This is a genomic window from Streptomyces colwelliae, from assembly GCF_048158785.1.
In the GTDB taxonomy this organism is placed as follows: Bacteria; Actinomycetota; Actinomycetes; order Streptomycetales; family Streptomycetaceae; genus Streptomyces.
This window is the reverse complement of sequence record NZ_JBLTJC010000148.1, coordinates 1-24,110: the sequence shown is the minus strand read 5'-3', so window position 1 is coordinate 24,110 and position 24,110 is coordinate 1. Positions and strand designations below refer to the sequence as shown.

The following is a 24,110-nucleotide window of genomic DNA, read 5'->3' as shown; positions in this document are numbered from 1 at the left end:
GCGGGTGGGTGGGGGATCGGGATGGCGTGTGCACGGGCTCAAACGCCGGACGGGCTGATATTGAGTGCCGCCAGTTGGTCGGCGAAGGGTACGACCGTCGGCTCGCTCGCCGGGCGGGCTGCCGACAGGCCCCTCATCAGCGCACCCAACTCCCCCGCCGCCCGCTCGATCCGCTCCGGCAGCCCCTCCGCGCCCCAGTCCTCCGAGGCCGCGTACACCGCGGTCGGGACGATGACCGCCCGCAGGTAGGCGAAGAGGGGACGGAGGGCGTGTTCCAGTACCAGGGAGTGGCGGGCACTGCCGCCCGTCGCCGCGATGAGCACCGGCTTTCCGGCGAGCGCGTCCTTCTCCAGTACGTCGAAGAAGGACTTGAACAGTCCGCTGTACGACGCCGAGAACACCGGCGTGACGGCGATGAGCCCGTCCGCCTGGGTCACCGCGTCGAGAGCGGCCGCGAGCTTCTTGCCGGGGAAGCCGTTGGTGAGGTTGTGGGCGATCTCGACGGCGAGGTCACGCAGCTCCACGACCTGTATGTCGACCGGGGTCTTCCGGTCCACCGCCGCTGCCAGCCGGTCGGCCAGCAGCCTCGTGGACGAGGGCACGCTCAGCCCCGCCGAGACGACTACGAGCTTCATGCGACGGTCACCCCTTCCGAAGCCCTTTCCGATGCGGCGGCCTTGGCGGACTTCAGCGACTCGTGCGTCGGGGCCTCCGGCACGTCCGCCGGGCGGTTCGCCGCGAACTCCTTGCGCAGCACCGGTACGACCTCCTCGCCCAGCAGGTCGAGCTGCTCCAGGACCGTCTTGAGCGGCAGCCCGGCGTGGTCCAGCAGGAACAGCTGGCGCTGGTAGTCACCGGCGTAGTCCCGGAACGCGAGGGTCTTCTCGATGACCTCCTGCGGCGAGCCGACGGTGAGCGGGGTCTGGTCGGTGAAGTCCTCCAGGGAGGGCCCGTGGCCGTAGACCGGCGCGTTGTCGAAGTACGGGCGGAACTCGCTCACCGCGTCCTGCGAGTTCTTGCGCATGAACACCTGGCCGCCGAGCCCGACGATCGCCTGCTCCGCCGTGCCGTGGCCGTAGTGCGCGTACCGCTCCCGGTACAGCTCGACCATCCGCTTGGTGTGGTCGGCGGGCCAGAAGATGTTGTTGTGGAAGAAACCGTCGCCGTAGAAGGCCGCCTGCTCGGCGATCTCGGGGCTGCGGATCGAACCGTGCCAGACGAACGGCGGTACGTCGTCCAGCGGGCGCGGCGTCGACGTGAAGCCCTGGAGCGGGGAGCGGAACTTGCCCTCCCAGTTCACGACGTCCTCGCGCCACAGGCGGCGCAGGAGGGCGTAGTTCTCGATGGCGAGGTTGATGCCCTGGCGGATGTCCTGCCCGAACCAGGGGTAGACCGGGCCGGTGTTGCCGCGGCCCATCATCAGGTCCACGCGTCCGTCGGCCAGGTGCTGGAGCATCGCGAAGTCCTCCGCGATCTTCACCGGGTCGTTGGTGGTGATGAGGGTGGTGGAGGTGGAGAGGATCAGCTTCTCGGTCCGGGCCGCGATGAAGCCGAGCATCGTGGTGGGCGACGAGGGCACGAACGGCGGGTTGTGGTGCTCCCCGGTCGCGAAGACGTCGAGCCCGACCTCCTCGGCCTTCAGCGCGATGGCGACCATGGCCTTGATGCGCTCGCGCTCGGTCGGCGTCCGTCCGGTGGTCGGGTCCGGTGTGACGTCGCCGACGCTGAAGATCCCGAACTGCATGGTCGTTCACCCTCCAGGTTGTTGATTGTTCAACTATACCCTCCAACGGCCACCCCGCCGCACATATTCCGCCCACCACCGAGACCGCTCCGCCCACCACCGCGACCGTTCCGCGCGGTCACCGCGACCGTTCCGCGCGGCCACCGTCGCCGTCTTCCGGCCGTTGTCAGTGGCTCGTCCTACGATCCCCTCATGGCTGCCCCGCACCGCGACACCCGAGGAATCGTCGACCCCGCCGAACTCCTCGCCCGCGTGCGCTTCCGCCGCCCCGAACCTGCCCCGCCCCTGCGCCCGTACGTCGAGCACTACTGGCTGATCGACTGGGACCTGACCGAGCCCTACGTCTCCCACGTCGTCCCGCACCCGGCCGTGCACATCGTCTTCCAGCACCTCGCCGGCGAGGACGCCTTCGTCGAGGTCGCGGGTATCCCGCACGGCCTCTTCGCCCAGAAACTGGAGGGGCGGGGACGCGTCTGCGGCATCAAGTTCCGGCCCGGCGCCTTCCGTACCGTCGCCACGGACCGGCCCGTCTCCGAGTGGACCGGGCTGCGGGTCCGGCAACCCGACGTGTTCCCGGACACCGACCCCGCCACGATCCTCGGCCCCGCCGACGAGAGCGCCCGCGTCGCCGCCCTGGACTCCTTCCTCCTCACCCTCGATCTCCACCCCGACCCGCAGGCCGAGCTCGCGACCACCCTGGTCGACCGCATCCGCACCGACCGCACGATCCGCCGCGTGACCGACTTCGCCCACGCCGAGGGCCTGTCCGTACGACTGCTGCAACGCCTCTTCGCCGCGTACGTCGGCGTCGGACCCAAGTGGGTCATCCTGCGCTACCGCATCCACGAGGCCCTGGAGCGGGCTGGCGCCGAGGAGCCCGTGGACTGGGCGGGGCTGGCCGCCGACCTGGGCTATGCCGACCAGGCCCACCTGGTCCGCGACTTCACGGCGACGGTCGGGGTGACACCGACGGCGTACGCACAGGGCGTGCAGGGCGTGCAGGGCGTGCAGTGACCAACGCATCGCGTTAATCCGGTTGACCGGCGAAGGGCTCCTCACACACATTTATCTGCGTGACACAGATACTGCATTACACAAGTGATGATCCCGGAGAACCCGGAGAGCCCGAAGGCCCGGAAAAACCTCCTCCCCTCCCCGCCCGCACCCGCTGGGCGATCCTCGCCGTCGTCCTCGCCGCAGACGTCCTCGACCTCCTCGACTCGACGATCACCAACATCGCCGCCCCGACCATCACGAGGGACCTCGGCGGCGGCCCCGCCCTCGTCCAGTGGCTCGGCGCCTCCTACGCCCTCGCCCTCGGTGTCCTCCTCGTCCCCGGCGGGCGGCTCGGTGACCGGTACGGCCGGCGGCGGCTGTTCCTCGTCGGGCTCGCCGGGTTCGTCGTCGCCTCTCTGGCCTGCGGACTCGCGCCCGGTCCCGTCTTCCTCGTCGTCGCCCGGCTGGTGCAGGGCGCGTTCGGGGCGCTCCTCATCCCGCAGGGCTTCGGCATCCTCGGCGCGAGCTGGCCGCGCGACCAGATCGGCAAGGCGTTCAGCCTGTTCGGGCCCGTGATGGGGCTGTCGGCGGTGGGCGGGCCGATCCTCGCCGGGTTCCTCGTCGACGCCGATCTCGGCGGCCTCGGCTGGCGGCCCATGTTCCTCATCAACCTCCTCCTCGGCGGCGCCGCCCTCCTCGCCGCCCTACGCCTCCTCCCCCGCGACACCGGCGACGGCACCGCCCCCGTCGACGGCCCGGGCTCGGCCCTGATCGCGGGCGCCATGCTCGGCCTCCTCGGCGGGATCATCCACGGCTCCGAGCACGGCTGGACGGGAGCCACGCTCGCCCTCCTGCTCCTCGGTGTCACCCTCTTCGCCGGGTTCTGCTATCGCCAGCGCACCGCACCCGACCCGCTCATCCGCCCCTCGCTCCTCCACAACCGCGGCTTCACCGCGGGCCTGCTCCTCGGCGTCGTCGCCTTCGCCGCCGTCGCCGGACTCCTCTACGTCATCTCCCTCTACCTCCAACAAGGCCTCGGCCGCTCCCCCGCGGGCACCGCCCTCGGCCTCGTCCCGCTCTCCGCCGGCATCGTCGTCGCCTCGATCGCCTGCTACCGGCTCGTCCACCGCCACGGCCGCCGCCTCGCCACCACAGGCCTGCTGATCATCCTCACCGGCTGCGGCCACCTCGCCGCGCTGGCCGCCAACTCCGGTACCGGCATTGGCGGTTGGTCCCTCGTCCCGCCGCTCTTCCTCATCGGGCTCGGCATGGGCACCTGCTTCGGCACGGTCTACGACATCACCATCGGCGACATCGAACCGGCCGAGGCGGGCAGCGCCAGCGGCTCGCTCAACGCGGTGCAGCAACTGGCCAACGCGATCGGTGCGGCGGCTGTAACCACCGTGTATTTCAAAGCAGTTGGCGGTGGTACGACCCATGCCCTGCTCGTGAGCCTGGGCGTGGTCGGCGCTGCCGTCGCCCTGTGCCTGTGTCTCGTACGACTGCTGCCGCGCACGGCACCGGTGGACCATGGTCACTGACCGGGCTGACCGGGCTGACCGGGCTGATCGCCGACGGTCACGCTGGTAGCTTTCGCAGCGGCCGGACGACAACGACAGCAACAGCGACAGCGCCGACGAACAGCGGGAAGAGAGCCACGGTGAACCGAACTCAGGCCGTGACCCGGTGGTTGACGGCGGACAACAACCCCGTCCAGGTCTTCGGTACCGTCGCCGCCATCACCGTCGGCGCGATCACGGTGCGCCCGATCGGGACGTCCGGTACCGGACTCGCGGTGCTGTGCCTGCTGGTCCTGGAGTCGCTGCTGCTGTGCACGCGGCTCATCCCCGAGGGACGGCTCCCGCCCCGCGCGCAGCTCGCCGTGTTGTGCGCCTGGTCGGTCGGGGCGGCCGCGCTGATGAGCCTGGACCGGTCCGGGGCGTCGGCCCTGTTCGCGTACTTCGTGACCGGCCATGCCGGATACCGCATCGAAGCCCGCCTCGCGGTGCCCTTCGCGGCGCTCACCAGCGCCCTGTGCGCGAGTGCGCTGCTCATGCCGTGGAGCGGCCACGGCACCTCGTGGATCGTGGGCGCCTTCACCGGTGTCAGCGTGCTGGTCGGTATCTCCAACCGCTCCCACACCGCCGCGTTGCGCTCCGCGCGGGCCGCCGCCGAGCAGGCCGAGCTGGCCTCGCGGGCGGAGGCGCGGGCCGAGGCGCTCGCCGAGCGGGCCCGGATCGCCCGGGACGTGCACGACGTGCTGGCCCACTCGCTGGCCGGGGTGAACATGCAACTGGAGGTCACCGACGCCCTGTTGGAGTCCGGTGACGTCGAACGGGCCCGGCAGGCGGCCCAGCGGGCGCAGAGCCTGGTGCGCTCGGGGCTGACCGAGGTGCAGCGCACGGTCGGGGACCTGCGCGAGGACGCGCTGCCGCTGGTGGAGACGTTGCGGTCCCTGCTCGCGTCCGGGTCGGACGCCGGTACGCTGACCGTCGACGGGCCGCCGCGTGAACTGCCCGTCCGCCTCGCCCAGGTGATCGTGCGCTGCGCCCAGGAGGCGCTGACCAACGCGCACAAGTACGCGCCCGGCGCCCCGGTCCGCATGCGCCTGGAGTACGTGGAACAGCGGAAGCCACCGGAGCAGGTTCCGGAGCAGGTCCCGGAGGAGACCGTCTTCGAGGTGGTCAACTCCGCGCCGCCGGAAGGCTCGCGGCCCCTGGCCGGTGCCGGGAGCGGGATGGGGCTGGTCGGGATGCGCGAGCGCCTCGACCTGGTGGGCGGCACGGTCACGGCCGGGCCGATCGTGGACGGCGACGACGCAGGAGGATGGCGAGTGCGCGTGGTGATCCCCGCATGAGCGACGAACAGCAGGCCGTTGTACGGGTCGTCGTGGCCGACGACCAGACCGCGGTCCGTGAGGCGCTGGCGACCGTACTGGATCTCCAGCCCGGCGTGGAGGTCGTGGCGACGGCGAAGGACGGCGGGGAGGCTGTGCGGGCCGCCGAGGAGCACTCCCCGGACGTGATCCTGATGGACCTCAACATGCCGCGGATGGACGGGGTCGAGGCCACCCGGCTGCTCACCGAGCGCTTCCCCCAGGTCGCCGTCGTCGTGCTCACCACCTTCGCCGACGAGGAGTACATCCTCGCCGCGCTCGGCGCTGGCGCCCGCGGCTACCTCACCAAGGAGTCCGGCCGGCAGGACATCACCCGCGCGGTACGGGTCGCGGCGGCCGGGCAGTCCGTGCTCGACCCCGCCGTACGGGACCGGCTCGTGGCCGCCGCCGCGCGGGGCGGCGCCCCCGTCGAGCGCTCGGGCGCGGGACTCGCCCCGGATCTCACACCCCGGGAGGTCGAGGTGCTCACGCTGATCGGCGAGGGCCTCACCAACCGGGGCATCGCCGAGCGGCTGGTGGTCAGCGAGGCCACGGTGAAGACTCATATCAACAACCTCTTCTCCAAGGCACATCTGCGGGACCGGGCGCATGCCGTGAAGTACGCGTTCATCCACGGACTGGTGAAGACCCCTGGGTGAGGGCCTCTCCGGGGGCCCCGGCCGGCGCCAGGAACCGCACACGGGCCAGCAGCAGGAACACCCTGGTGAGGACCATGGCCAGCGCCATGATGACGAAGAACGGGGCGATGGCGTCCTGCACTATCTGGTGCTCCGCCATGAACGTGCCGAGGTGGTCGCGGAACGAGGTGTTGTGCTCGGCGAGGTAGATGAACGCGACGCGCAGGGCGACCACCGCCGTCCAGATCGCCACGAACCCCGCACCGCACCGGGTGTGGACGTGACCCGAGGCCGGGTCCCGCTCCACGCCGGTGGTGAACGTGGCGACGACACCGCAGGCCAGCCCGATCGCGGCACCCACCAGATAGACCACGATGTCGACGTGCTGGGTGGGCATCCCCTTCAGATAGAAGTAGCCGACCGCCGACACCGTGCCGATCGGCATCAGCACCTTGTGCAGGTCGTACTTCCGGCGCCCGTACTGCGTCAGCATCATCACCGCGAAGATGCCCCCGCTGATCGTCAGCGCCTGCTCCATGTCCGTCATGACGTCGCACTCCTCGGTCTCCGGCGGTCTGCCCGCCGCGCGATTTCCTGAGACCGACTCTCCCGCCGATGCCGGAAAAGCTCCCGGACCCACGGGTGGAAATCCGGGTGGAGACGCAAGGTGGAGCGACCCCCTAGGGCCCCTCGGGGACCACCCGGCGACCGCCCTTTTTCAGTGCCCCGGCGCTGTTTCAGTGCCCCGGCGCTAGACGTCCCCCGCCCGCAACCGCGCGATCTGCCGGCCGCTGAACTCCACCGTCCGCCTCATGTGGCCGACGATCACGGCGAGTTCGGCGTCGCCGAGTTCGTCGAAGAGGGTGAACCAGCCGCCGCCGAGCCGGTTCCACATGCGCCCGAACTCGGTGATCTTCTCCGGCACGGTCGCCACCAGCACCCGTCGCCGGTCCTCCGCGTCCCGCTCCCGGACGACGTACCCCGCCCGCTCCAGCCGGTCCACGAGCCGCGTCGCCGACCCGGTCGTCAGCCCCGTCAGCTCGGCGACCCGGCCCGTCGTCACGGGCCCGGCCTCCAGCGTGAGCAGGTTCAGACACTGCAAGTCGGTGGGGTGCAGCCCCAGGCGGTCGGCGACGGCCTGGTTGAACAGGGCGTACGACGCCATGTACCGGCGCGAGACGGTGGACAACTCGTCCAGCAGCCGCGCCCGCGCGTTCCCGGACATGTCGTACCCCTCGTCGCCTGTGCGGTTCCGTACGTGCCGTATGTGACGTGCGGAGATCGAGATCGTACGACGCGCTCGCGGGCGTGGCTCCGCGGTACTACGGGTGTGGCTCAGAAGTAGTAGGTGTCACCGGTGTCCAGGACGAGCACCCGCTGCTGGTCGTTGGCCCGGTTCCCGTCCACCGCGCCCCCGCCCCACACCGTGTCCAGCTCCAGCAGCACCTCGGAGGACGTGTCCCGCAGCCCTACCCGCAGCTCGATCCGCTCGCCCACCGCGTCCGCGGCCAGCGCCCCCGTCCGGCACACCACCACCCGCTCCCCCGACCGCGCACACCCCTCCGGCAGCGTCTGCCGGTCCGCGAGCGGCTTCGACCAGCGCAGCCGTACCGTCGCGTCGGGCACCGCGGACGGGCCGTGGTTGCGCGGGGTGAACCGGACGTCCACCCGGCCGGCGGTCATGGTGGCGGAGCCGTGATACGCGAGATCCGCCTCCGGGCCCGGGACGTCCGGGTGAGCGGGCAGGCCGGGGGCCGCGCCCGTCACCGCCAGCGCGGCAGCCCCTACAGCAAGAATCCGTAGTACCCGTAGTACCCGCATGCCATCCGCTCCTCAGTACGCCGCGCCCTTGCACCACGCCACCGTGGTCGTACGGATGTATCCCACGCGGAGCGTGCGACAGGCGCCGTCCATCAGGTGACAGACCGCGTGATGTGATGGCGGCCATGCTCGTCCTGCGCTCCGCCGCCCTCTTCGTCGTCGCCGCCGTCTTCGAGATCGGCGGCGCCTGGCTGGTCTGGCAGGGGGTCCGCGAACACCGCGGCTGGCTGTGGATCGGCGGCGGGATCATGGCCCTCGGCGTCTACGGCTTCGTCGCCACCTTCCAGCCCGACGCCCACTTCGGCCGCATCCTCGCGGCGTACGGCGGGATCTTCGTCGCCGGTTCGCTGGCCTGGGGCGCGGTCGCGGACGGCTACCGGCCCGACCGCTGGGACATCACCGGCGCCCTGATCTGCCTGGCCGGGATGGCCGTGATCATGTGGGCGCCCAGGGGGAACTGACCCGGACCCCCGGAACCGGCCCCCTATCCTGGACGGAGTCGTACACACGATCTCGTTGATCCATACGATCGATCTCGTTGATCCGTCCCGAGGAGCAGCTCATGGCCACCGCCGCACCGTCCGCCGCCTCCCGTATCGCGGTCGTCACCGGGGCGAGCGGTGGAATCGGCGCCGCCACCGCCCGGCAGCTCGCCTCGGCCGGTTACCGCGTCGTCCTCACCGCCCGCCGCAAGGACCGCATCGAGGCGCTCGCCGAGGAGATCAACGCGAACGGCGGCCAGGCCACGGCGTACGCCCTGGACGTCACCGACCGCGCCGCCGTCGACGAGTTCGCGACCGCCTTCAAGACGATCGGCGTCCTCGTCAACAACGCGGGCGGCGCACTCGGCGCCGACCCGGTCGCGACCGGCGACCCCGCCGACTGGCGCACGATGTACGAGACGAACGTCCTCGGCACCCTGAACATCACCCAGGCCCTCCTCCCCGCCCTCACTGCCAGCGGCGACGGCACGGTCGTGGTCGTCTCCTCCACGGCGGGACATGGCACGTACGAGGGCGGCGCGGGCTATGTCGCCGCCAAGCACGGCGCCCACGTCCTCGCCGAGACGCTGCGCCTGGAGATCGTCGGCACCCCGGTGCGGGTCATCGAGGTCGCGCCCGGCATGGTCAGGACGGACGAGTTCGCGCTGACCCGCTTCGGCGGCGACGCGGAGAAGGCGGCGAAGGTCTACGCGGGCGTCGCCGAGCCCCTCACGGCGGACGACGTGGCCGACACGATCACCTGGGCGGTGACCCGTCCCAGCCACGTCAACATCGACCTCCTCGTCGTCCGTCCCCGCGCCCAGGCCTCGAACACCAAGGTCCACAGGGAGCTGTGATGCCCGACGAAGAGGGCGGCCCGTCCGGTCCAGTTGGCCCGGACAACTCCCAAGAGGCCATGGACAAGCGCCGGTTGGCCGAGGAGACCAGGAACGAACGCAAGGTCTGGTACTTCCTCGGCTACTTCCTCTTCGGCATCCACCTCGTCGCGTTCGTGATGATCTACGCGGTGATGCACGCCCCGAACAAGTAGGCGGGGCTCACCAGTTGGCCTTCCGGTCCTCCGCTACCCGGCCCTCCGCTAGCCGGACCTCCGCTGCTTGAAGATCCACTCCCGGATGCCCTCGATGGTGTAGGCGATCGGCCACGTCGAGTTGTGCTCGACGCCGTTCGCGTTCGCCTGCCCTCCGGCCAGGGTCGATCCCTTCTTGAACGTGGCGTAGTTGACCGTCGTGTCCTTGGCCTCCATCGCCTTGACGTCCGCGGCGAACTCCGTCGCGGTCGACCGGCCGTCCCAGACCGCGCGGCTCACCTTCGTCCCGGCCTTCTCGACGACGGCCATGATGGCGTTCTCTCCGGGATACGCCTTGGTGTCGCCCTGCGAGACGGTGACCCAGAGGTTCTTCTTCGCCAGCGGCGCGGCCTGGCCGGAGGGCCACTGGCCGGCGACGACCCATGAGGCCGCGAAGAGGTCGGGGTACTTGATGTTCAGGCCGAGGGTCATCATCGCGCCCATGGACTGGCCGGTGGAGTACAGGCGATCGGTGTCGATGCTGTACTTGCCGGTCAGCTCCTCGACCAGGTCGACAGTGGTGTCGAAGAGCGTCGTCGGCTTGTAGTCGTCGCCGACGACCACCTCCGGGTACTGGGGCGCCAGCACGAACGCCGGACGCCTGGCCTGGTCCTCGGGGGCGGCCCAGCACACCGCGCCCAGGCCCTGTACCAGCGTCGCCCGCACAGTGGTGGTGATCAGGCTCGCGTCGTGCATGAAGAGGACGAGCGGATAGGACTTGGTCCGGTCGTAGTCCTTGGGGATGTAGAGGTTGTACGGCAGCGATCTGCCGGTCTTCGAGTCCTTGTACGTGAACTGCTCGAAGTCGTCGACGATCAGGTTCACCGTCCTGCTGGTGCTGACCTTGGTGTCGCCGGCGGCGTAGCCCGTGCCGCCGGTGGTCGTGACGGTGCCGGCCTGGGTGACGGTGCCCTTCGCCGCCCTGATGGTGGCCGGTCCGCCCGTCGAGCCCACCTGCGGACCGGGGATGACGTAGGGGCTGCTGGGAGCGGACGCCGAGGGCTCACTCGACGCCGAAGCCGAAGCCGACGGCTGGGCGGTCCCGGGTGCACCCCCGCCGCCCGACCCCACGCCTCCCCACAGCAGGGCGCTGTCGTCGTCGGGAGACAGTTCGACGATGACGTACGTGCCGTCGGTGCCCTGATCGGCCGTCGCCGCGCGGGAGTTGGCGTAGACCTTGGTGACCGTACGGCCCTCGACCTTGAAGGAGGACACCGAGAGCGTGGACGTGTCGATGTCGGTGTCGTACTCGACGGCCACCGCGATGAATTTCTGGCCGTCGCCGTAGACCTTGGTGATCGCGGTGGCACCTTTGACATGGCCGCTGCCGCTCCCGGAGTCGTCCGAACCCGAGTCACAGGCCGCCAGGCCCGACACAACCACTGCCGACGACCCCAGAACCCGCGCTAAGAAAGCGCGCCTTGTCGTCATTTTCCACACCTCAGTTCAGGGACTTGATGATGCGCCCGATTCGAGAGGCCGCCTTGTCCGCCGTGCCCTCGATATAGAAACCGTCGACCGCCGCATAAGTGACGTGGTCGAAATTCCATTTGTCGGGCATGTTCTTGGCGCCGCCCTCGAACATCGACATGACGAACGTGCTGGAAAAGGACGAGTTCTCACGGATCGAGGTCGCCGTCGTGGTGGACAGCTCCGGCTCCACACCCGCGAAGACACCCTTGCCGACCTGGAAGACCCAGAGCGGCACCTGGGCGGTGCCGGTGGGCGTGAAGGTGACGGTCTTGGTGGGCGCGCTGGCCTGGGGACCCGTGACCTGGGTCGTCGTGATGTCATCAGTCACGAGCCGCACCACGACCTGCTTACCGCTCTCGTACTTGCCGATCCCCTGCGCCACCCGCACGATCTCGTTCCCGAGCCGCTCGCCCTGCGCGGTCAGCAGCGCGAACCCGGCGTCGTGCAGATCGACGCCGTAGGTCCAGCCCTTGTCCTTGTCGATCGTGTACCGCTTCGAGCGGTACGCCGGGAACTGGTCACCGCACGCGCCCACCAGCCAGAACCCGACGGCACCGGAGTACTGCGCCTCGACGTGCGTCATGGCCGCGCCGGCGAGGTCGGCGGTGATCGGCAGGGTGCCGTCGGCCATGACGGAGTCCTGCATCACGCAGGACTGGACGTTGTAGTTGGCCAGGACGGCGATCGGGTTGCCGTCGAGATCGTTGAAGCGGGCGACGTACACGCCCTTGTCCGACGGCAGTTGCTCGTTCACACCGAGCCAATAGCCGTCGGCGGTGAGGACGTTGCGGTTGACGTTGACGTCAACTCGGCCGGAGCCGTAGCCGACCTCGGCGTCCTGGAGGTTCTTCACGGCGTCGGCGACGGCGGACTTGGTCGCGGCGACGATGTTCTGGACGTACGCGGCAGCCCCGGCCGACGACGAACTCGCCTGCACATGCGGCGCGGAGAAGCAGTGCGTGACGGTGACCATGATGTTCGCGGTGGTCACACCCGAGGCCGCGGTGATGGCGTCCCGCATCAACGCGATCGCCTCCGCGCTGATCGAGGTCAGATCCAGCACGGCCAGCGCGATACTCCGGGAACCGGACTCCACCAGCAGGACACGGACGTTCAGGTCGTCGTGCACGGCGGTGAAGTTGTCCAGCGGCAACAGCGAGGCGGCGGGCGTGAACGCGGCCTTACCGACACCGACCTTCAGCCCACCGGAAGCCTGCGTGGCGGCCTGGGCCGAGGTGGCACTACCGAGGGCGGTCGCCGCGAGGGCGCCGACCGCCCCGGCGGCCACGACGGTCCGCCGACTCAACTCGCTCTGATTCTGGTGCCGCTCAAGCATGTGCTGTCCTCCGAGACGCTGCGGGTGGGGTCGGATCAACTCCGGGGCAGCATCACAGCGAATTTCGAGGCCAGCAATAAGGGGCGCGTGCAACCAATGCTTTCACGAATTGAGCATGCATTTTGACATGCGGCGATGGCTGGGATTCACAGCAATAGGGCGCGAATTCACAGCGACTCCAGAGAGATCTCAGAGCGACCGCCACCTTGACTTTCCGCACACCCCTCGGTTCACCCACACGAGTGAACCGTATCGATCACCCGCACGGTGTCCGAACGGTCGACCTAGGCTCGCGCCACAACATCAACACGACGGCCCTCAGTCGGGATTGCAGTCCCGACCGAGGGCCTGACCAGCACGGAAGTGGAGCTTCCCTGTGGCTGATTGCGAGCCTATCGCTCACCAGTTCATGGACCTGCGGGTCCCTGGGTACGCGTACATGTTCGGGTTCTTGCAGGCGGACGGGCATCTGTCCCAACAGTCGAGGCAACGAGGGCGGTTGACGGTCGAGATCAGCGCGCGGGACATCGGTCTCCTGCACGAGTTCCAGAAGCTGACGCCGTACAACAGCAGCATCACCGAGCGCACGCGGTCGACGAACTTCGCCAAGGCCCACCACTCGGCCACGTGGACTCTGTGCTCTCTCGAAGCTCGGACCACGCTCAACGACCTCGGTCTGCCCTACGGCCGCAAGTCAACGACGATAGCGCCACCCCGCGGTGAGTTCTCACACCGCGACTACCTACGCGGTGTCATCGACGCAGACGGCTCGGTGGGCTATATGAGCAAGGGCTTCCCCTTCGTCTCCCTCACCACGGCCAGCACGGCCATCGCCACCTACCTGGGCCACTACGCGCAGGAGGTCACGGGCGCCGAGCGCCTCATCAAGCGCAACACCCGCGACGACATCCACAACGTCCTCTACACGAAGGAGATCGCCCAAAGACTGGCAGCTCACTTCTACTACCCGGGCTGCCTCTCACTGGAGCGGAAGCACAACGCCGCCCAGTCGCTCGCTTCCTGGATCCGCCCTGCGGGCATGGAACGCAGGCCTCCGCGAATCCAGTGGACGCCTGAGATGGACCGGATCCTGCTGTCGGCACCGACCATCGCCGCCGCAGCCGCCGAGCTGGGTTACTCCAACAGCCCTTGCCAGACACGCCGATGGAAACTGCTGCATGGCCTGGCACCACTGCCGGACTGAGCAACGCACGATGGGCGCGGCATACATCGCCGCGCCCATCTCCGCGCCTAGCCCTTCACGCAGATGAACTGCTTCAGCTTCGCCACGACCTCGACGAGGTCCCGCTGCTGCGCCATCACCTGATCGATGTTCTTGTAGGCACCCGGGATCTCGTCCAGCACGCCGGAGTCCTTACGGCACTCCACGCCCCGTGTCTGGTCCTCCAGGTCCCGAACGGTGAAATGCCGCTTCGCCGCGTTACGGCTCATACGCCGACCCGCCCCGTGCGAGGCCGAGTTGAAGGCCTTCTCGTTGCCGAGACCCTTCACGATGTACGAGCTGGTGCCCATCGAGCCCGGGATGATCCCGTACTCACCGGAGCCGGCCCGGATCGCTCCCTTGCGGGTCACGAGCAGGTCCATGCCCTCGTAGCGCTCCTCGGCAACGTAGTTGTGGTGACAACTGACCTCCGTTTCGAAGGTCGGCTTCGCCTTCTTGAACTCCTTGCGGATCACGTCCTTCAGGAGCGCCATCATGATCGTGCGGTTGTACTTCGCGTATTCCTGCGCCCAGAACAGGTCGTTGCGGTACGCCGCCATCTGCGGAGTGTCCGAGATGAAGACGGCGAGGTCGCGGTCGACCAGTCCCTGATTGTGCGGAAGCTTCTGAGCCACGCCGATGTGATGCTCGGCCAGCTCCTTGCCGATGTTCCGGGACCCAGAGTGCAGCATGAGCCAGACAGAATTCGACTGGTCAAGGCAGACCTCAAGCATGTGGTTGCCGCTGCCGAGGGTCCCCATCTGCTTGGTGGCCCGCTCCTCCCGGAACTTCACCGCATCCGCAACCCCCTCGAACCGCCCCCAGAACTCCTCCCACCCAGCCGTGGCGAACCCATGCAACCGCCCCGGCTCCACAGGACTGTCATGCATGCCCCGCCCCACCGGAATCGCCTGCTCGATCTTCGACCGCAGCCGCGACAGATCGCCGGGAAGATCGTTCGCCGTGAGTGACGTCTTCACCGCGGACATCCCGCAGCCGATGTCGACCCCCACCGCCGCCGGGCATACCGCACCCCGCATCGCGATGACCGAACCGACCGTCGCGCCCTTGCCGTAGTGCACGTCCGGCATGACCGCCAGGCCCTTGATCCACGGCAGGGTCGCGACGTTGCGCAGCTGCTGGAGCGCGCCCTCCTCGACCGTCGCCGGGTCGGCCCACATACGGATCGGTACCTTCGCGCCCGGCATCTCCACGTACGACATATCGTCCTCATTCCCCCGGAAACAATCAAAAAAAGTCAAAAGTCATACATCGCAAAACCGGCGCCAAGGTCAACGAAAGGGACAGCGGACCGGCGTCCACAGCTGTACGTGCGATACACATTGTCTCCAGGGGGTCCCCCGGTGCGGCAAGCGATTAACCAGCGGGGACACTGGCAGACCCTGGATCGTTCAAGGGGTCGAGGGGCAGAGAAGACACCCGACACCTCCCTACCCGACACACCGTCGAGAGGAGCCCGACCGTGCAGCGGAAGGCGTACGTACCCGGCACCGCCGCGCTCCTCGTGGCGCTGCTGGCCGGCTGCACGAGCGGCTCGGCCGACAGTGGTACGACGGACGACGCGAACCCGGGCGAGGCCGGTACGTCGACGGCGGTGGCCCAGCCGGGCAAGTACCGCACGCTCCCCGAACCCTGCGGGGCGGTCAGCCAGACCACGCTCGACTCCCTGCTCCCCGGCATCAAGCAGATCGCCGACGCGGAGCAGCGCGAGGCGGCGTACGCGGGCGAGGCGACCCTGACGTACGACACGGACCGCAAGGTGGGCTGCCGTTGGAAGGTGGAGTCCACGGACGCGACCGACCACCTGCTGGTCGACTTCGAGCGGGTGGTGTCCTACGACAACGCCGTGAGCGACGACAGCCAGGCGCAGACGATCTTCGCGACGAAGGAGACGGCGGCGGACCTCCCGGAGCCGACGGCGAGCGCCACGGCGTCGGATTCCGCGTCGGCGTCGGCGTCCGACTCGGCGTCGGCCTCGGACTCCGCGACACCCTCCGCGTCCGCCACCCCCACGTCCTCCGCCTCGGCGTCCTCCTCCGGCTCGAACTCCGCCTCCTCCTCCGCTTCGGTCTCCGCCTCCCCCACCGGTCTCGAACCCCGCGTCCTCTCCGGTCTCGGCGACGAGGCGTTCCTCGACGACGCGTTGAGCAGTTCCGGATCCACCGCTCAGCAGCGCACGGTGACTGTGGTGTTTCGCACGTCCAACGTCATTGTGACCATCGAGTACGAGGAGCAGCCGGCGACGGTCGGTGTCGTGCCGGACAGCCAGAAGATGCAGGACAGGGCGCGGAAACTGGCCGCGCAGCTGGCCGACTCGCTCAACGGTTAGGGCGTTCGCGGGTGCCGTTCGCGGGGTCGCGCAAAGGCCGTGAACGGAGACCCCACAGCTGACTCACCGCGTACCGTGGCCCCTCGGACCCGATCCGACGGCAGGAACCACGAGCGTCATGAGTGAAGGAACCATGCATCAACCAGCACAGCGAGAGCACAGTGACCAGCAGCGGGCGAAGCGTCTGAGCCGCCTCCTTGTCTGCGCGGCCGCCGTCCCGGTGATGCTGATCGCGGCCGGCTGCTCCTCGGACTCCGGCTCCGACGACGGCGCGGGCAAGGAGACGGCCGGCCTCGGTGCGACGACGTCCGCCGATGCCACCGCCGCTCCGACGGTGCAGGCGGCGGCGTACAAGAAGCTGCCCGAGCCGTGTGCGGTGCTGTCGAAGAAGACGCTGACCGATCTGGTGCCGAAGGGCGCCAAGTCGGGCAAGGAGGGCACGTCCAGCGACACGGCGTCGCGCGGCAGTTGCTCCTGGACGAGTCTGGACAACAACGGGGTCAAGGGTTCGCAGTTCCGCTGGCTGAACGTGTCGTTGCTGCGGTTCGACTCCTCGCAGACGCAGGGCGAGGGCGACAAGCTGGCCGCCGCGTACTACGCGAAGCAGGTGCAGGAGGCGCAGTCCGTCACCGGCGCGAAGAACGCCAAGTCGGAGCCGGTCGCGGGTGCGGGCGACGAGGCGACGGCGGTGCGCTACGACCTGAAGAAGAAGGAGGGCTCCTTCAAGCAGCAGACGGTGGTGGCGCGGGTCGAGAACGTGGTCGTCACGATCGACTACAACGGCGCGGGCCTCGCGGGCGAGAAGGCGCCGAGCGCGGACACGCTGACGAAGGCGGCGGAGAAGGCCGTGAAGGAGGCGGTGGCGGCGGTCACGTCGGCCAACGGCACCGGCACGGACACAGGCTCCAGTTCGGCACCGGCGTCCCCCTCGCCCTCCAAGTCGGCGTCCAAGTCGGCCTCCAAGACCGCGAGCGCCTCTCCTTCCCCCTCGGCCACGAAGAAGAGCTGACCGTCACATCCACGTCACGTTCGAGCCTCAACTCGCAGGTCAATGAAGCGTTTTGACGGAGCCCGGCCCCTTTGGGGACCGGGCTCCTGACAGACCGGCACCCAGGACGCCGCACACATGTGCCACCCTGTTGCGCGCAACAACATGTAAGGGGAGGGGAGTCCGGGTGTCCGCGCCCATTCAGCTCACACGTATGCACCGGGTGCTCATCGGCGTAGTGGTCTCCGGTGCGGTCGTCATCGCCGGTATCGGCTTCGCCGGTTCGTACGCCGCCGTGCGCGAACTCGCCCTGAAGAAGGGCTTCGGGAACTTCGCGTACGTCTTCCCGATCGGCATCGACGCGGGCATCTGCGTCCTGCTCGCCCTCGACCTGCTCCTGACCTGGATCAGGATCCCCTTCCCGCTGCTGCGCCAGACGGCATGGCTGCTGACGGTCGCGACGATCGCGTTCAACGGCGCCGCGGCCTGGCCCGACCCGCTCGGTGTCGGCATGCACGCGGTGATCCCGATCCTGTTCGTGGTCTCGGTGGAGGCGGCCCGGCACGCGATCGGCCGGATCGCCGACATCACCGCCGACAAGCACATGGAGGGCGTCCGGCTCACGCGCTGGCTGCTCTCCCCCATCCCGACGTTCCTGCTCTGGCGCCGCATGAAACTGTGGGAGCTGCGCTCCTACGAGCAGGTCATCAAGCTGGAGCAGGACCGCCTCGTCTACCAGGCCCGCCTGCACTCCCGCTTCGGCCGCGCCTGGCGCCGCAAGGCCCCGGTGGAGTCGATGATGCCGCTGCGCCTGGCCCGCTACGGCGTCCCCCTCGCGGAGACGGCCCCCTCGGGCCTCGCGGCGGCGGGCATCGAACCCGTACTGCTGCCCCCGGCACCGCAGTTGGAGCCGGCTCGCGAGCAGGAGCAGCCGACGGCACCGGCCGTCCAGAACGCCCCGGCACCGGTCCGCGAGCAGCTCCCCGCCGCCGAGGCGCACCAGCAGCCCGAGCAGCCGGAGGACCGCCCCGAGCCGCAGAGCCAGTGGCTCCAGGCACGGGACCCGCAGACGGTGGCGTACCAGGGCGGCTACGACCCGACGTACGACCCGGACACGGCCTACCGCCAGTGGTACGCGGAGCAGCAGCAGGCCGAGCAGTTCCAGCAGTACGAGGAGGAACAGCAGCGGTTCGAGCAGCAACAGCAGCCGTTCCCGCAGCAACAGGCGTTCCCCCGGCAGCAGTTCGAGGAGTCGCCGCTCCCCGAGCCGGAGCCCTCGCCCGAGGACACCGGCACGTTCCCGATCCCGGCGGGCCCGGGCCGTACCCGTGAGCTGGGTGAGGGCGGCGGCACGGAGCCGACCGACGAAGACTTCTACCTCGTCTTCAAGAAGTCGATAAACGGCGGCAGCGGCTATCCCACCGCGGGCCAGTTCAGGGATGACGTCGAGGCGACGTACAGCATCAGGCTGCCATCACGCGAGGCCGACCGGATGGTGACCCGCTTCACCACCCGCCATGCGGCACAACTCGAAGAAGAGCACATCGCCTGAAACGAACGAAGGGCCCTCGGAAGAGGGCCCTTCGTCATTGCCGTGTTCCTACTCCCCCAGCAGCCTCCGCACCCTCTCCTGCCCGACCGCGAGCAGCAGCGTGGGCAGACGCGGCCCGGTGTCACGACCGACCAGCAGGTGGTAGAGGAGGGCGAAGAACGTCCGCTGGGCGGTCTTGATCTCCGGCGGGAGTTCCTTGGCGGTCGCGTCGGCGGAGAAGCCGGCCTGGACCTTGGGGACGCCGTAGACGAGGTGGCTCAGGCCGTCCAGGGACCAGTGGTCGGCGAGGCCGTCGCGCAGGAGTCGCAGGGACTGCTGGGAGGGCTCGTCGAGGGACTTGAGGAGTTCGGTGTCGGGTTCGTCGCGCACGATGGTCCGCTGGTCGGCGGGGACGTGCGTGTTGATCCAGGCCTCGGCCTTGTCGAGCCGCGGGCGGACCTCGTCGAGGGTGGACAGCGGGTCGGCGGGGTCGAGTTCGCTGAGGATGCGCAGCGTCTGGTCCTCGGCTCCGGCGGTGATGTCGGCGACGGACGCGAGGGTCCGGTACGGCATCGGGCGGGGCGTGCGCGGGAGTTCACCGGCGGCGGTGCGCACGGCACGGGAGTGCGCGGCGAGGTCGGCGGGCAGGGCCGCGCCCTCCGCGACCTTCCCGTCCAGCTTGTCCCACTCGTCGTAGAGCCGCTGGATCTCCTGGTCGAAGGCGATCTTGAAGGACTGGTTGGGGCGGCGGCGGGCGTAGAGCCAGCGCAGCAGCTGCGGTTCCATGATCTGGAGCGCGTCGGCCGGGGTGGGGACCCCGCCCTTGCTGCTGGACATCTTGGCCATGCCGCTGATCCCGACGAAGGCGTACATGGGCCCGATGGGCCGCTCGCCGCCGAAGATCCCGACGATCTGCCCACCGACCTGGAAGGAGGAGCCGGGGGACGAATGATCGACACCGCTCGGCTCGAAGATCACGCCCTCGTAGGCCCAGCGCATCGGCCAGTCGACCTTCCAGACCAGCTTGCCGCGGTTGAACTCGCTGAGCAGGACGGTCTCGGTGAAGCCGTCCTCGGTGCAGACGTACGTCAGCTCGGTGGTGTCGTCGTCGTACGCCGTGACGGTGGTGAGGTCCTTGCCGCAGCTGCCGCAGAAGGGCTTGTACGGGAAGTAGCCGGCGGAACCGGAGCTGCCGTCGTCCTCCTCGGCCGCGCCGGACCCCGCCTCGGCCTCCAGCTCGGCGGCGTCGACGGCCTTCTGCGACTGCTGCTGCTTCTTGGCCGGGGCCTTCTTGGTGCGGTACTGGTCGAGGATCGCGTCGATGTCACCGCGGTGCTTCATGGCGTGCAGGATCTGCTCGCGGTACACCCCGGAGGTGTACTGCGCGGTCTGGCTGATCCCGTCGAACTCCACGCCCAGCTCGGCGAGGGAGGCGACCATGGCGGCCTTGAAGTGCTCGGCCCAGTTCGGGTAAGCGGAGCCCTTCGGGGCCGGTACGGAGGTCAGCGGCTTCCCGATGTGCTCGGCCCAGCTGGCGTCGGTCCCCTCCACCCCGTTGGGCACCTTGCGGTAGCGGTCGTAGTCGTCCCAGGAGATGAGGTGCCGGACCTCGTGGCCCCGGCGGCGGATCTCGTCGGCGACGAGGTGCGGGGTCATGACCTCGCGCAGGTTGCCGAGGTGGATGGGGCCCGAGGGCGAGAGCCCGGAGGCGACGACGACCGGTTTGCCCGGGGCCCGACGCTCCGACTCCTCGATGACCTCATCCGCGAAACGGGAGACCCAGTCGGTGGTCTCGGTGCTCTGAGCCACGATCGGCACGTCCTTCTTTCTGGCACGGGGCAGCCGGTACGGTCGCACGACTGACCGTTTCATTGTCCCAGGCGAGCCCACATCCACGAAAACGCCTTTTCCAAGCCCGTGACTGTGCGAGACACCGGAGGGGTGGCGCCCTTGGATGGCGGCGCAGCCGCCTTCAAGGGGCGCGGGGCTGTATCGATATGCGGCTCCGCCGCGGGGCGCGACCAGCCCCCACCGGGCCCGCAGCCGAAAACTCGCTTTGCCCCGCGTGGGATACTGGCCACATCCATCAGCCCCTCAAGGAGAACGGCTCCCACCCCATGACCTCGGTCACGTCGCTCACCGATCTCGTCCACGCGCGCCTCGCGAACGCCCTCACGGCAACCCTGCCGGAGGCCGACGCGGACCCCCTGCTGCGACGTAGCGACCGTGCCGACTTCCAGGCGAACGGCATCCTCGCCCTCGCCAAGAAGGCCAAGGCCAACCCCCGGGAGCTGGCGACGCAGGTCGTGGCGAACGTCGTCACCGGCGACGTGATCGAGGACATCGAGGTCTCCGGCCCCGGCTTCCTGAACGTGACGATCTCCGACCGCGCGATCACCGAGACCCTGGCCGCGCGCTACGCCGACGACACGGCCCGCCTCGGCGTACCCCTCGCCGCGCACCCGGGCACGACGGTCATCGACTACGCCCAGCCGAACGTGGCGAAGGAGATGCACGTCGGTCACCTCCGTTCCGCGGTGATCGGCGACGCGGTCGTCCAACTCCTGGAGTTCACCGGCGAGTCGGTGGTCCGGCGGCATCACATCGGCGACTGGGGAACCCAGTTCGGCATGCTGATCCAGTATCTGGACGAGCACCCGGGCGAGTTGGACCACGCGGACGCGGACGTCACCGGCGAGGAGGCGATGTCGAACCTCGACCGTCTCTACAAGGCCGCGCGCAAACTCTTCGACTCCGACGAGGAGTTCAAGACGCGGGCGCGGCGCCGGGTGGTGGAACTCCAGGCGGGCGACCCGCAGACCCTCGCCGCCTGGCAGAAGTTCGTGGACGAGTCGAAGATCTACTTCTTCTCCGTCTTCGAGAAGCTGGACATGGAGATCCGGGACGCGGACATCGTCGGCGAGTCGGGTTACAACGACATGCTGGACGAGACGTGCCGCCTGCTGGAGGAGTCCGGCGTCGCGGAGATCTCGGACGGCGCGCTGTGCGTGTTCTTCGACGACATCAAGGGCCCGGACGGCAACCGGGTCCCCCTGATCGTCCGCAAGTCCGACGGCGGCTACGGCTACGCGGCGACGGACCTGTCCGCGATCAGGGACCGTGTCTTCAACCTCAAGGCGACCAACCTCCTGTACGTCGTCGACGTCCGCCAGTCCCTGCACTTCAAGATGGTCTTCGAGACCGCGCGGCGGGCCGGCTGGCTCAACGACGACGTGACGGCGTACCAGTTGGCCTTCGGCACGATCCTCGGCAAGGACGGCAAGCCGTTCAAGACGCGTGAGGGCGTGTCGGTGAAGCTGGAGGACCTCCTCGACGAGGCGGTCCAGCGCGCCACCGCGGTCGTACGGGAGAAGGCCGAGAAGGTGGGCCTGACCGAGCGGGAGATCGAGGAGAACGGCCGTTACGTGGGCATCGGCGCGGTGAAGTACGCCGACCTGTCGACGTCCGCGGTGCGGGACTACAAGTTCGACCTCGACCAGATGGTCTCCCTGAACGGCGACACGTCGGTGTACCTCCAGTACGCCTACGCCCGCATCCAGTCCATCCTCCGCAAGGCCGGCGAGGCCCGCCCGGTTGCCCACCCGGAGCTGGAACTGGCCCCGGCGGAGCGGTCGTTGGGCCTGCACCTGGACCAGTTCAGCGAGGTGGTGGCGGAGGCCGCCAAGGAGTACGCCCCGCACAAGCTGACGGCGTACCTGTACCAACTGGCGTCCGCGCTCACGACGTTCTACGACCAGTGCCACGTGCTGTCCCCGGACAACGCGCCGGAGGTCGTCGAGAACCGCCTGTTCCTGGTGGACTTGACGGCTCGGACGTTGCAGCGGGGGATGGGGCTGCTGGGGATCAGGACGCCTGAGCGGCTCTGACCCCTAGGCCGGTTCGGCGGGCGGCCCGGGCTGCCCGCCGTTCTGGGCGGAGTTGGCGCGCTGGACCTCCTTTCGGAGCTGTTCAAGCCGTTCCTCCTCCTGAAGTTTCTTCAGCATCAACTGGTTCTCCTGCGCGAGCCTCGCCCCGTTCCGCGCCAGCCGCGCGATCTCGTCCGCGACGGGATCCGCACCGGGTGCGCCGAGCTTCGCCGCGATCACCTGCTCCGCCGGGTTCATGGGCAGCCGACGCATCTCGTCCGCGTCGGCCTTCGCCTTGTCCAGCAGTTCCTCGGCAGTCCTGGCCGCCTCCTCGATCTGCCGGACGGCCTCCCTGCGCGCTTCCTCGCGCGCCTCCTCGCGGAGCCTCTCGGCCTCGGTGCGGGTCCGCTCCAGGGTCACCTCGGCCTGCCGCCGCAGGGTGGTGGCCCTGTCGATGGCCTCCCTGCGGACCTTCTCGGCCTCGGTCGTGGCCGTCTGGTGGATCTCGCTCGCATCGGTGTGGGCTTTGCCGAGCAGTTCCGCGGCGGTCCTGGCCGCCTCCTCGATCCGCTGGACGGCGTCCTTGCGCGCCTCCGCGCGGATCCTCTCGGCCTCCTTGACGGACTTGACGCGCAGTTCTTCGGCCTCCGTAATCGCCTGCGCGACCGTACTGTCGGCCAGCATCCGGCCGGAGTCCGCCATCTTGGCGACCTGCTGAGATGCCTCGTTCACCAGGCGTTCGGCGTCCGCGCGGGCTCTCGCCAACTGCGCCTCCGCCTCCTCCCGCTGAGTCGCCCTGTTCCACTCCGTCCACTGAAACAACTCCCACGCCCGCTTCAGCAGCTTCCCGGAGACGGAGTGCGTGCGCCCCAACTGCGTGGCGTCCAGGGTGCCCCCGCGGGGGTCGGTGACGACGTGGTCGGCCAGGAGCGTGCTCAGCGCCTCGTAGACGGCGGCGGCATCCGCGGGACGGTCCTCCGGTCGCTTCGCGAGCAGGCTGAGAATGAGGTCGCTCAAAGAAGACGGGAGCCCCTCCGCGTACACCCCCGGAGGGTCCGGCACCGCCTCCATCTGCTTCCGCAGCACCGCCCACTGACTGCTCCCCGTGAACGGCGGCCGCCCCGTCACCGCGTGATAGAGCAGGCACCCCAGCGAGTACAGGTCGCTCCGGTGGTCGATGGCCCGGTCACCGTCCGCCTGTTCCGGGGACATGTACGGTGGCGACCCCAACGGCACGCCCGTCACCGTCAGTTCACGCGCCCCGATGGTCTCGCCCATGAACTTGGCGACCCCGAAGTCGAGGACCTTCACCGTCCCGTCGGGCGTGAGCAGCACGTTGGCCGGTTTGATGTCCCGGTGGACGACACTCTCGGTGTGCGCCGCGTGCAGCGCCTCCGCGATCTGCGCACCCCACCCCACCGCGAGCGGCCACGCCGGCGTGGACTCGACCAGCCGCCGGTGCAGTGGGACCCCGTGCACCAGCTCCATCACCAGGAAGAGCGTCCGGCGCCCGTCCACCACCACCTCACCCCAGTCATGCACGGTGACGATGTTCTGGTGGGACAGCCGCCCCGCCAACTGCACCTCACGCTGGAACCGGGCCTGTGTCTCCGCCTCGTCCATGCCGTACTGCGGGTGGACCACCTTGACCGCGACATCCCGCCGCATCCGCTCGTCCTGAGCGGCCCACACCTGCCC

Annotated in this window: 22 protein-coding genes; 12 read left to right on the top strand and 10 right to left on the bottom strand. The window is 69.2% G+C overall.

The window, feature by feature from the left end; all coding sequences use genetic code 11:
- Window positions 1–38: 38 nt before the first annotated feature.
- Both ACNFOC_RS27845 and ACNFOC_RS27840 read right to left on the bottom strand, forming a co-directional pair.
- Window positions 39–635: an FMN reductase gene (locus ACNFOC_RS27845; RefSeq protein WP_416961833.1), complete on the bottom strand. Its 597-nt coding sequence runs from the start codon at window positions 633–635 to the stop codon at window positions 39–41.
- A complete protein-coding gene (locus tag ACNFOC_RS27840) occupies window positions 632–1,744 on the bottom strand; it encodes an LLM class flavin-dependent oxidoreductase (RefSeq protein WP_416961832.1) in 1,113 nt (370 codons plus the stop codon). The genes ACNFOC_RS27845 and ACNFOC_RS27840 overlap by 4 nt, the downstream gene beginning before the upstream one ends.
- 192 nt (window positions 1,745–1,936) lie before the next feature.
- On the opposite strand from ACNFOC_RS27840, the gene ACNFOC_RS27835 reads away from it, so the two are divergent.
- The 4 genes from ACNFOC_RS27835 (at window position 1,937) to ACNFOC_RS27820 (ending at window position 6,274) form a co-directional block, all read left to right on the top strand.
- Complete coding sequence (locus tag ACNFOC_RS27835) at window positions 1,937–2,758, top strand: DUF6597 domain-containing transcriptional factor (protein ID WP_416961831.1); 822 nt, start codon at window positions 1,937–1,939, stop codon at window positions 2,756–2,758.
- Window positions 2,759–2,817: 59 nt separating this feature from the next.
- Complete coding sequence (locus ACNFOC_RS27830) at window positions 2,818–4,281, top strand: MFS transporter (protein WP_416961830.1); 1,464 nt, start codon at window positions 2,818–2,820, stop codon at window positions 4,279–4,281.
- A gap of 119 nt (window positions 4,282–4,400) precedes the next feature.
- The gene (locus ACNFOC_RS27825; RefSeq protein WP_416961829.1) at window positions 4,401–5,597 is read left to right on the top strand and encodes a sensor histidine kinase; all 1,197 of its coding nucleotides are present in this window, start codon (window positions 4,401–4,403) and stop codon (window positions 5,595–5,597) included.
- A complete protein-coding gene (locus ACNFOC_RS27820) occupies window positions 5,594–6,274 on the top strand; it encodes a response regulator (protein WP_416961828.1) in 681 nt (226 codons plus the stop codon). The genes ACNFOC_RS27825 and ACNFOC_RS27820 overlap by 4 nt, the downstream gene beginning before the upstream one ends.
- Here ACNFOC_RS27820 and ACNFOC_RS27815 read toward each other — a convergent pair.
- From ACNFOC_RS27815 to ACNFOC_RS27805, 3 genes are all read right to left on the bottom strand, one after another.
- Complete coding sequence (locus tag ACNFOC_RS27815; protein WP_416961827.1) at window positions 6,243–6,800, bottom strand: hypothetical protein; 558 nt, start codon at window positions 6,798–6,800, stop codon at window positions 6,243–6,245. The genes ACNFOC_RS27820 and ACNFOC_RS27815 overlap by 32 nt on opposite strands.
- Window positions 6,801–7,004: 204 nt before the next feature.
- A complete protein-coding gene (locus ACNFOC_RS27810; RefSeq protein WP_416961826.1) occupies window positions 7,005–7,478 on the bottom strand; it encodes a MarR family winged helix-turn-helix transcriptional regulator in 474 nt (157 codons plus the stop codon).
- 110 nt (window positions 7,479–7,588) lie between these two features.
- Window positions 7,589–8,074: a hypothetical protein gene (locus ACNFOC_RS27805; protein ID WP_416961825.1), complete on the bottom strand. Its 486-nt coding sequence runs from the start codon at window positions 8,072–8,074 to the stop codon at window positions 7,589–7,591.
- Between the two features lie 125 nt (window positions 8,075–8,199).
- Between ACNFOC_RS27805 and ACNFOC_RS27800 the strand changes: the two genes are divergently transcribed.
- The 3 genes from ACNFOC_RS27800 to ACNFOC_RS27790 all read left to right on the top strand — a co-directional run bounded on the left by ACNFOC_RS27800 (window position 8,200) and on the right by ACNFOC_RS27790 (window position 9,607).
- A complete protein-coding gene (locus tag ACNFOC_RS27800) occupies window positions 8,200–8,535 on the top strand; it encodes a YnfA family protein (protein WP_026151077.1) in 336 nt (111 codons plus the stop codon).
- A gap of 101 nt (window positions 8,536–8,636) precedes the next feature.
- Window positions 8,637–9,413, top strand: coding sequence for an SDR family NAD(P)-dependent oxidoreductase (locus tag ACNFOC_RS27795; RefSeq protein WP_416961824.1), 777 nt, complete (start codon window positions 8,637–8,639; stop codon window positions 9,411–9,413).
- The gene (locus ACNFOC_RS27790; protein ID WP_416961823.1) at window positions 9,413–9,607 is read left to right on the top strand and encodes a hypothetical protein; all 195 of its coding nucleotides are present in this window, start codon (window positions 9,413–9,415) and stop codon (window positions 9,605–9,607) included. The genes ACNFOC_RS27795 and ACNFOC_RS27790 overlap by 1 nt, the downstream gene beginning before the upstream one ends.
- Before the next feature lie 48 nt (window positions 9,608–9,655).
- Here ACNFOC_RS27790 and ACNFOC_RS27785 read toward each other — a convergent pair whose 3' ends face one another.
- Together ACNFOC_RS27785 and ACNFOC_RS27780 are read right to left on the bottom strand one after the other, a co-directional pair.
- Complete coding sequence (locus ACNFOC_RS27785) at window positions 9,656–11,029, bottom strand: alpha/beta hydrolase family protein (RefSeq protein ID WP_416961822.1); 1,374 nt, start codon at window positions 11,027–11,029, stop codon at window positions 9,656–9,658.
- Window positions 11,030–11,087: 58 nt separating this feature from the next.
- A complete protein-coding gene (locus tag ACNFOC_RS27780; RefSeq protein ID WP_416961821.1) occupies window positions 11,088–12,455 on the bottom strand; it encodes a hypothetical protein in 1,368 nt (455 codons plus the stop codon).
- Between the two features lie 409 nt (window positions 12,456–12,864).
- On the opposite strand from ACNFOC_RS27780, the gene ACNFOC_RS27775 reads away from it, so the two are divergent.
- Window positions 12,865–13,659: an LAGLIDADG family homing endonuclease gene (locus ACNFOC_RS27775; protein WP_416961820.1), complete on the top strand. Its 795-nt coding sequence runs from the start codon at window positions 12,865–12,867 to the stop codon at window positions 13,657–13,659.
- Window positions 13,660–13,706: 47 nt separating this feature from the next.
- Here ACNFOC_RS27775 and ACNFOC_RS27770 read toward each other — a convergent pair whose 3' ends face one another.
- Window positions 13,707–14,900 carry an RtcB family protein gene (locus ACNFOC_RS27770; protein ID WP_416961819.1) on the bottom strand — a complete coding sequence of 398 codons (1,194 nt, stop codon included), beginning with the start codon at window positions 14,898–14,900 and terminating at the stop codon, window positions 13,707–13,709.
- A gap of 260 nt (window positions 14,901–15,160) precedes the next feature.
- On the opposite strand from ACNFOC_RS27770, the gene ACNFOC_RS27765 reads away from it, so the two are divergent.
- From ACNFOC_RS27765 to ACNFOC_RS27755, 3 genes are all read left to right on the top strand, one after another.
- Window positions 15,161–16,027 carry a DUF3558 domain-containing protein gene (locus ACNFOC_RS27765; RefSeq protein ID WP_416961818.1) on the top strand — a complete coding sequence of 289 codons (867 nt, stop codon included), beginning with the start codon at window positions 15,161–15,163 and terminating at the stop codon, window positions 16,025–16,027.
- A 118-nt stretch (window positions 16,028–16,145) separates the two neighbouring features.
- Window positions 16,146–17,036 carry a DUF3558 domain-containing protein gene (locus ACNFOC_RS27760; RefSeq protein WP_416961817.1) on the top strand — a complete coding sequence of 297 codons (891 nt, stop codon included), beginning with the start codon at window positions 16,146–16,148 and terminating at the stop codon, window positions 17,034–17,036.
- Between the two features lie 193 nt (window positions 17,037–17,229).
- Window positions 17,230–18,567, top strand: a complete 1,338-nt coding sequence (locus ACNFOC_RS27755; RefSeq protein ID WP_416961834.1) for a DUF2637 domain-containing protein — start codon at window positions 17,230–17,232, stop codon at window positions 18,565–18,567.
- A 48-nt stretch (window positions 18,568–18,615) separates the two neighbouring features.
- Here ACNFOC_RS27755 and lysS read toward each other — a convergent pair whose 3' ends face one another.
- Window positions 18,616–20,364 carry a lysine--tRNA ligase gene (gene lysS, locus ACNFOC_RS27750; RefSeq protein ID WP_416961816.1) on the bottom strand — a complete coding sequence of 583 codons (1,749 nt, stop codon included), beginning with the start codon at window positions 20,362–20,364 and terminating at the stop codon, window positions 18,616–18,618.
- Window positions 20,365–20,663: 299 nt separating this feature from the next.
- Here lysS and argS point away from each other — a divergent pair, with 299 nt between their 5' ends.
- A complete protein-coding gene (gene argS, locus ACNFOC_RS27745; RefSeq protein WP_416961815.1) occupies window positions 20,664–22,433 on the top strand; it encodes an arginine--tRNA ligase in 1,770 nt (589 codons plus the stop codon).
- A 3-nt stretch (window positions 22,434–22,436) separates the two neighbouring features.
- On the opposite strand, the gene ACNFOC_RS27740 is transcribed toward argS, so the two are convergent.
- Window positions 22,437–24,110: serine/threonine-protein kinase (locus tag ACNFOC_RS27740; protein ID WP_416961814.1), on the bottom strand; the 1,674-nt coding region annotated here is incomplete at its 5' end.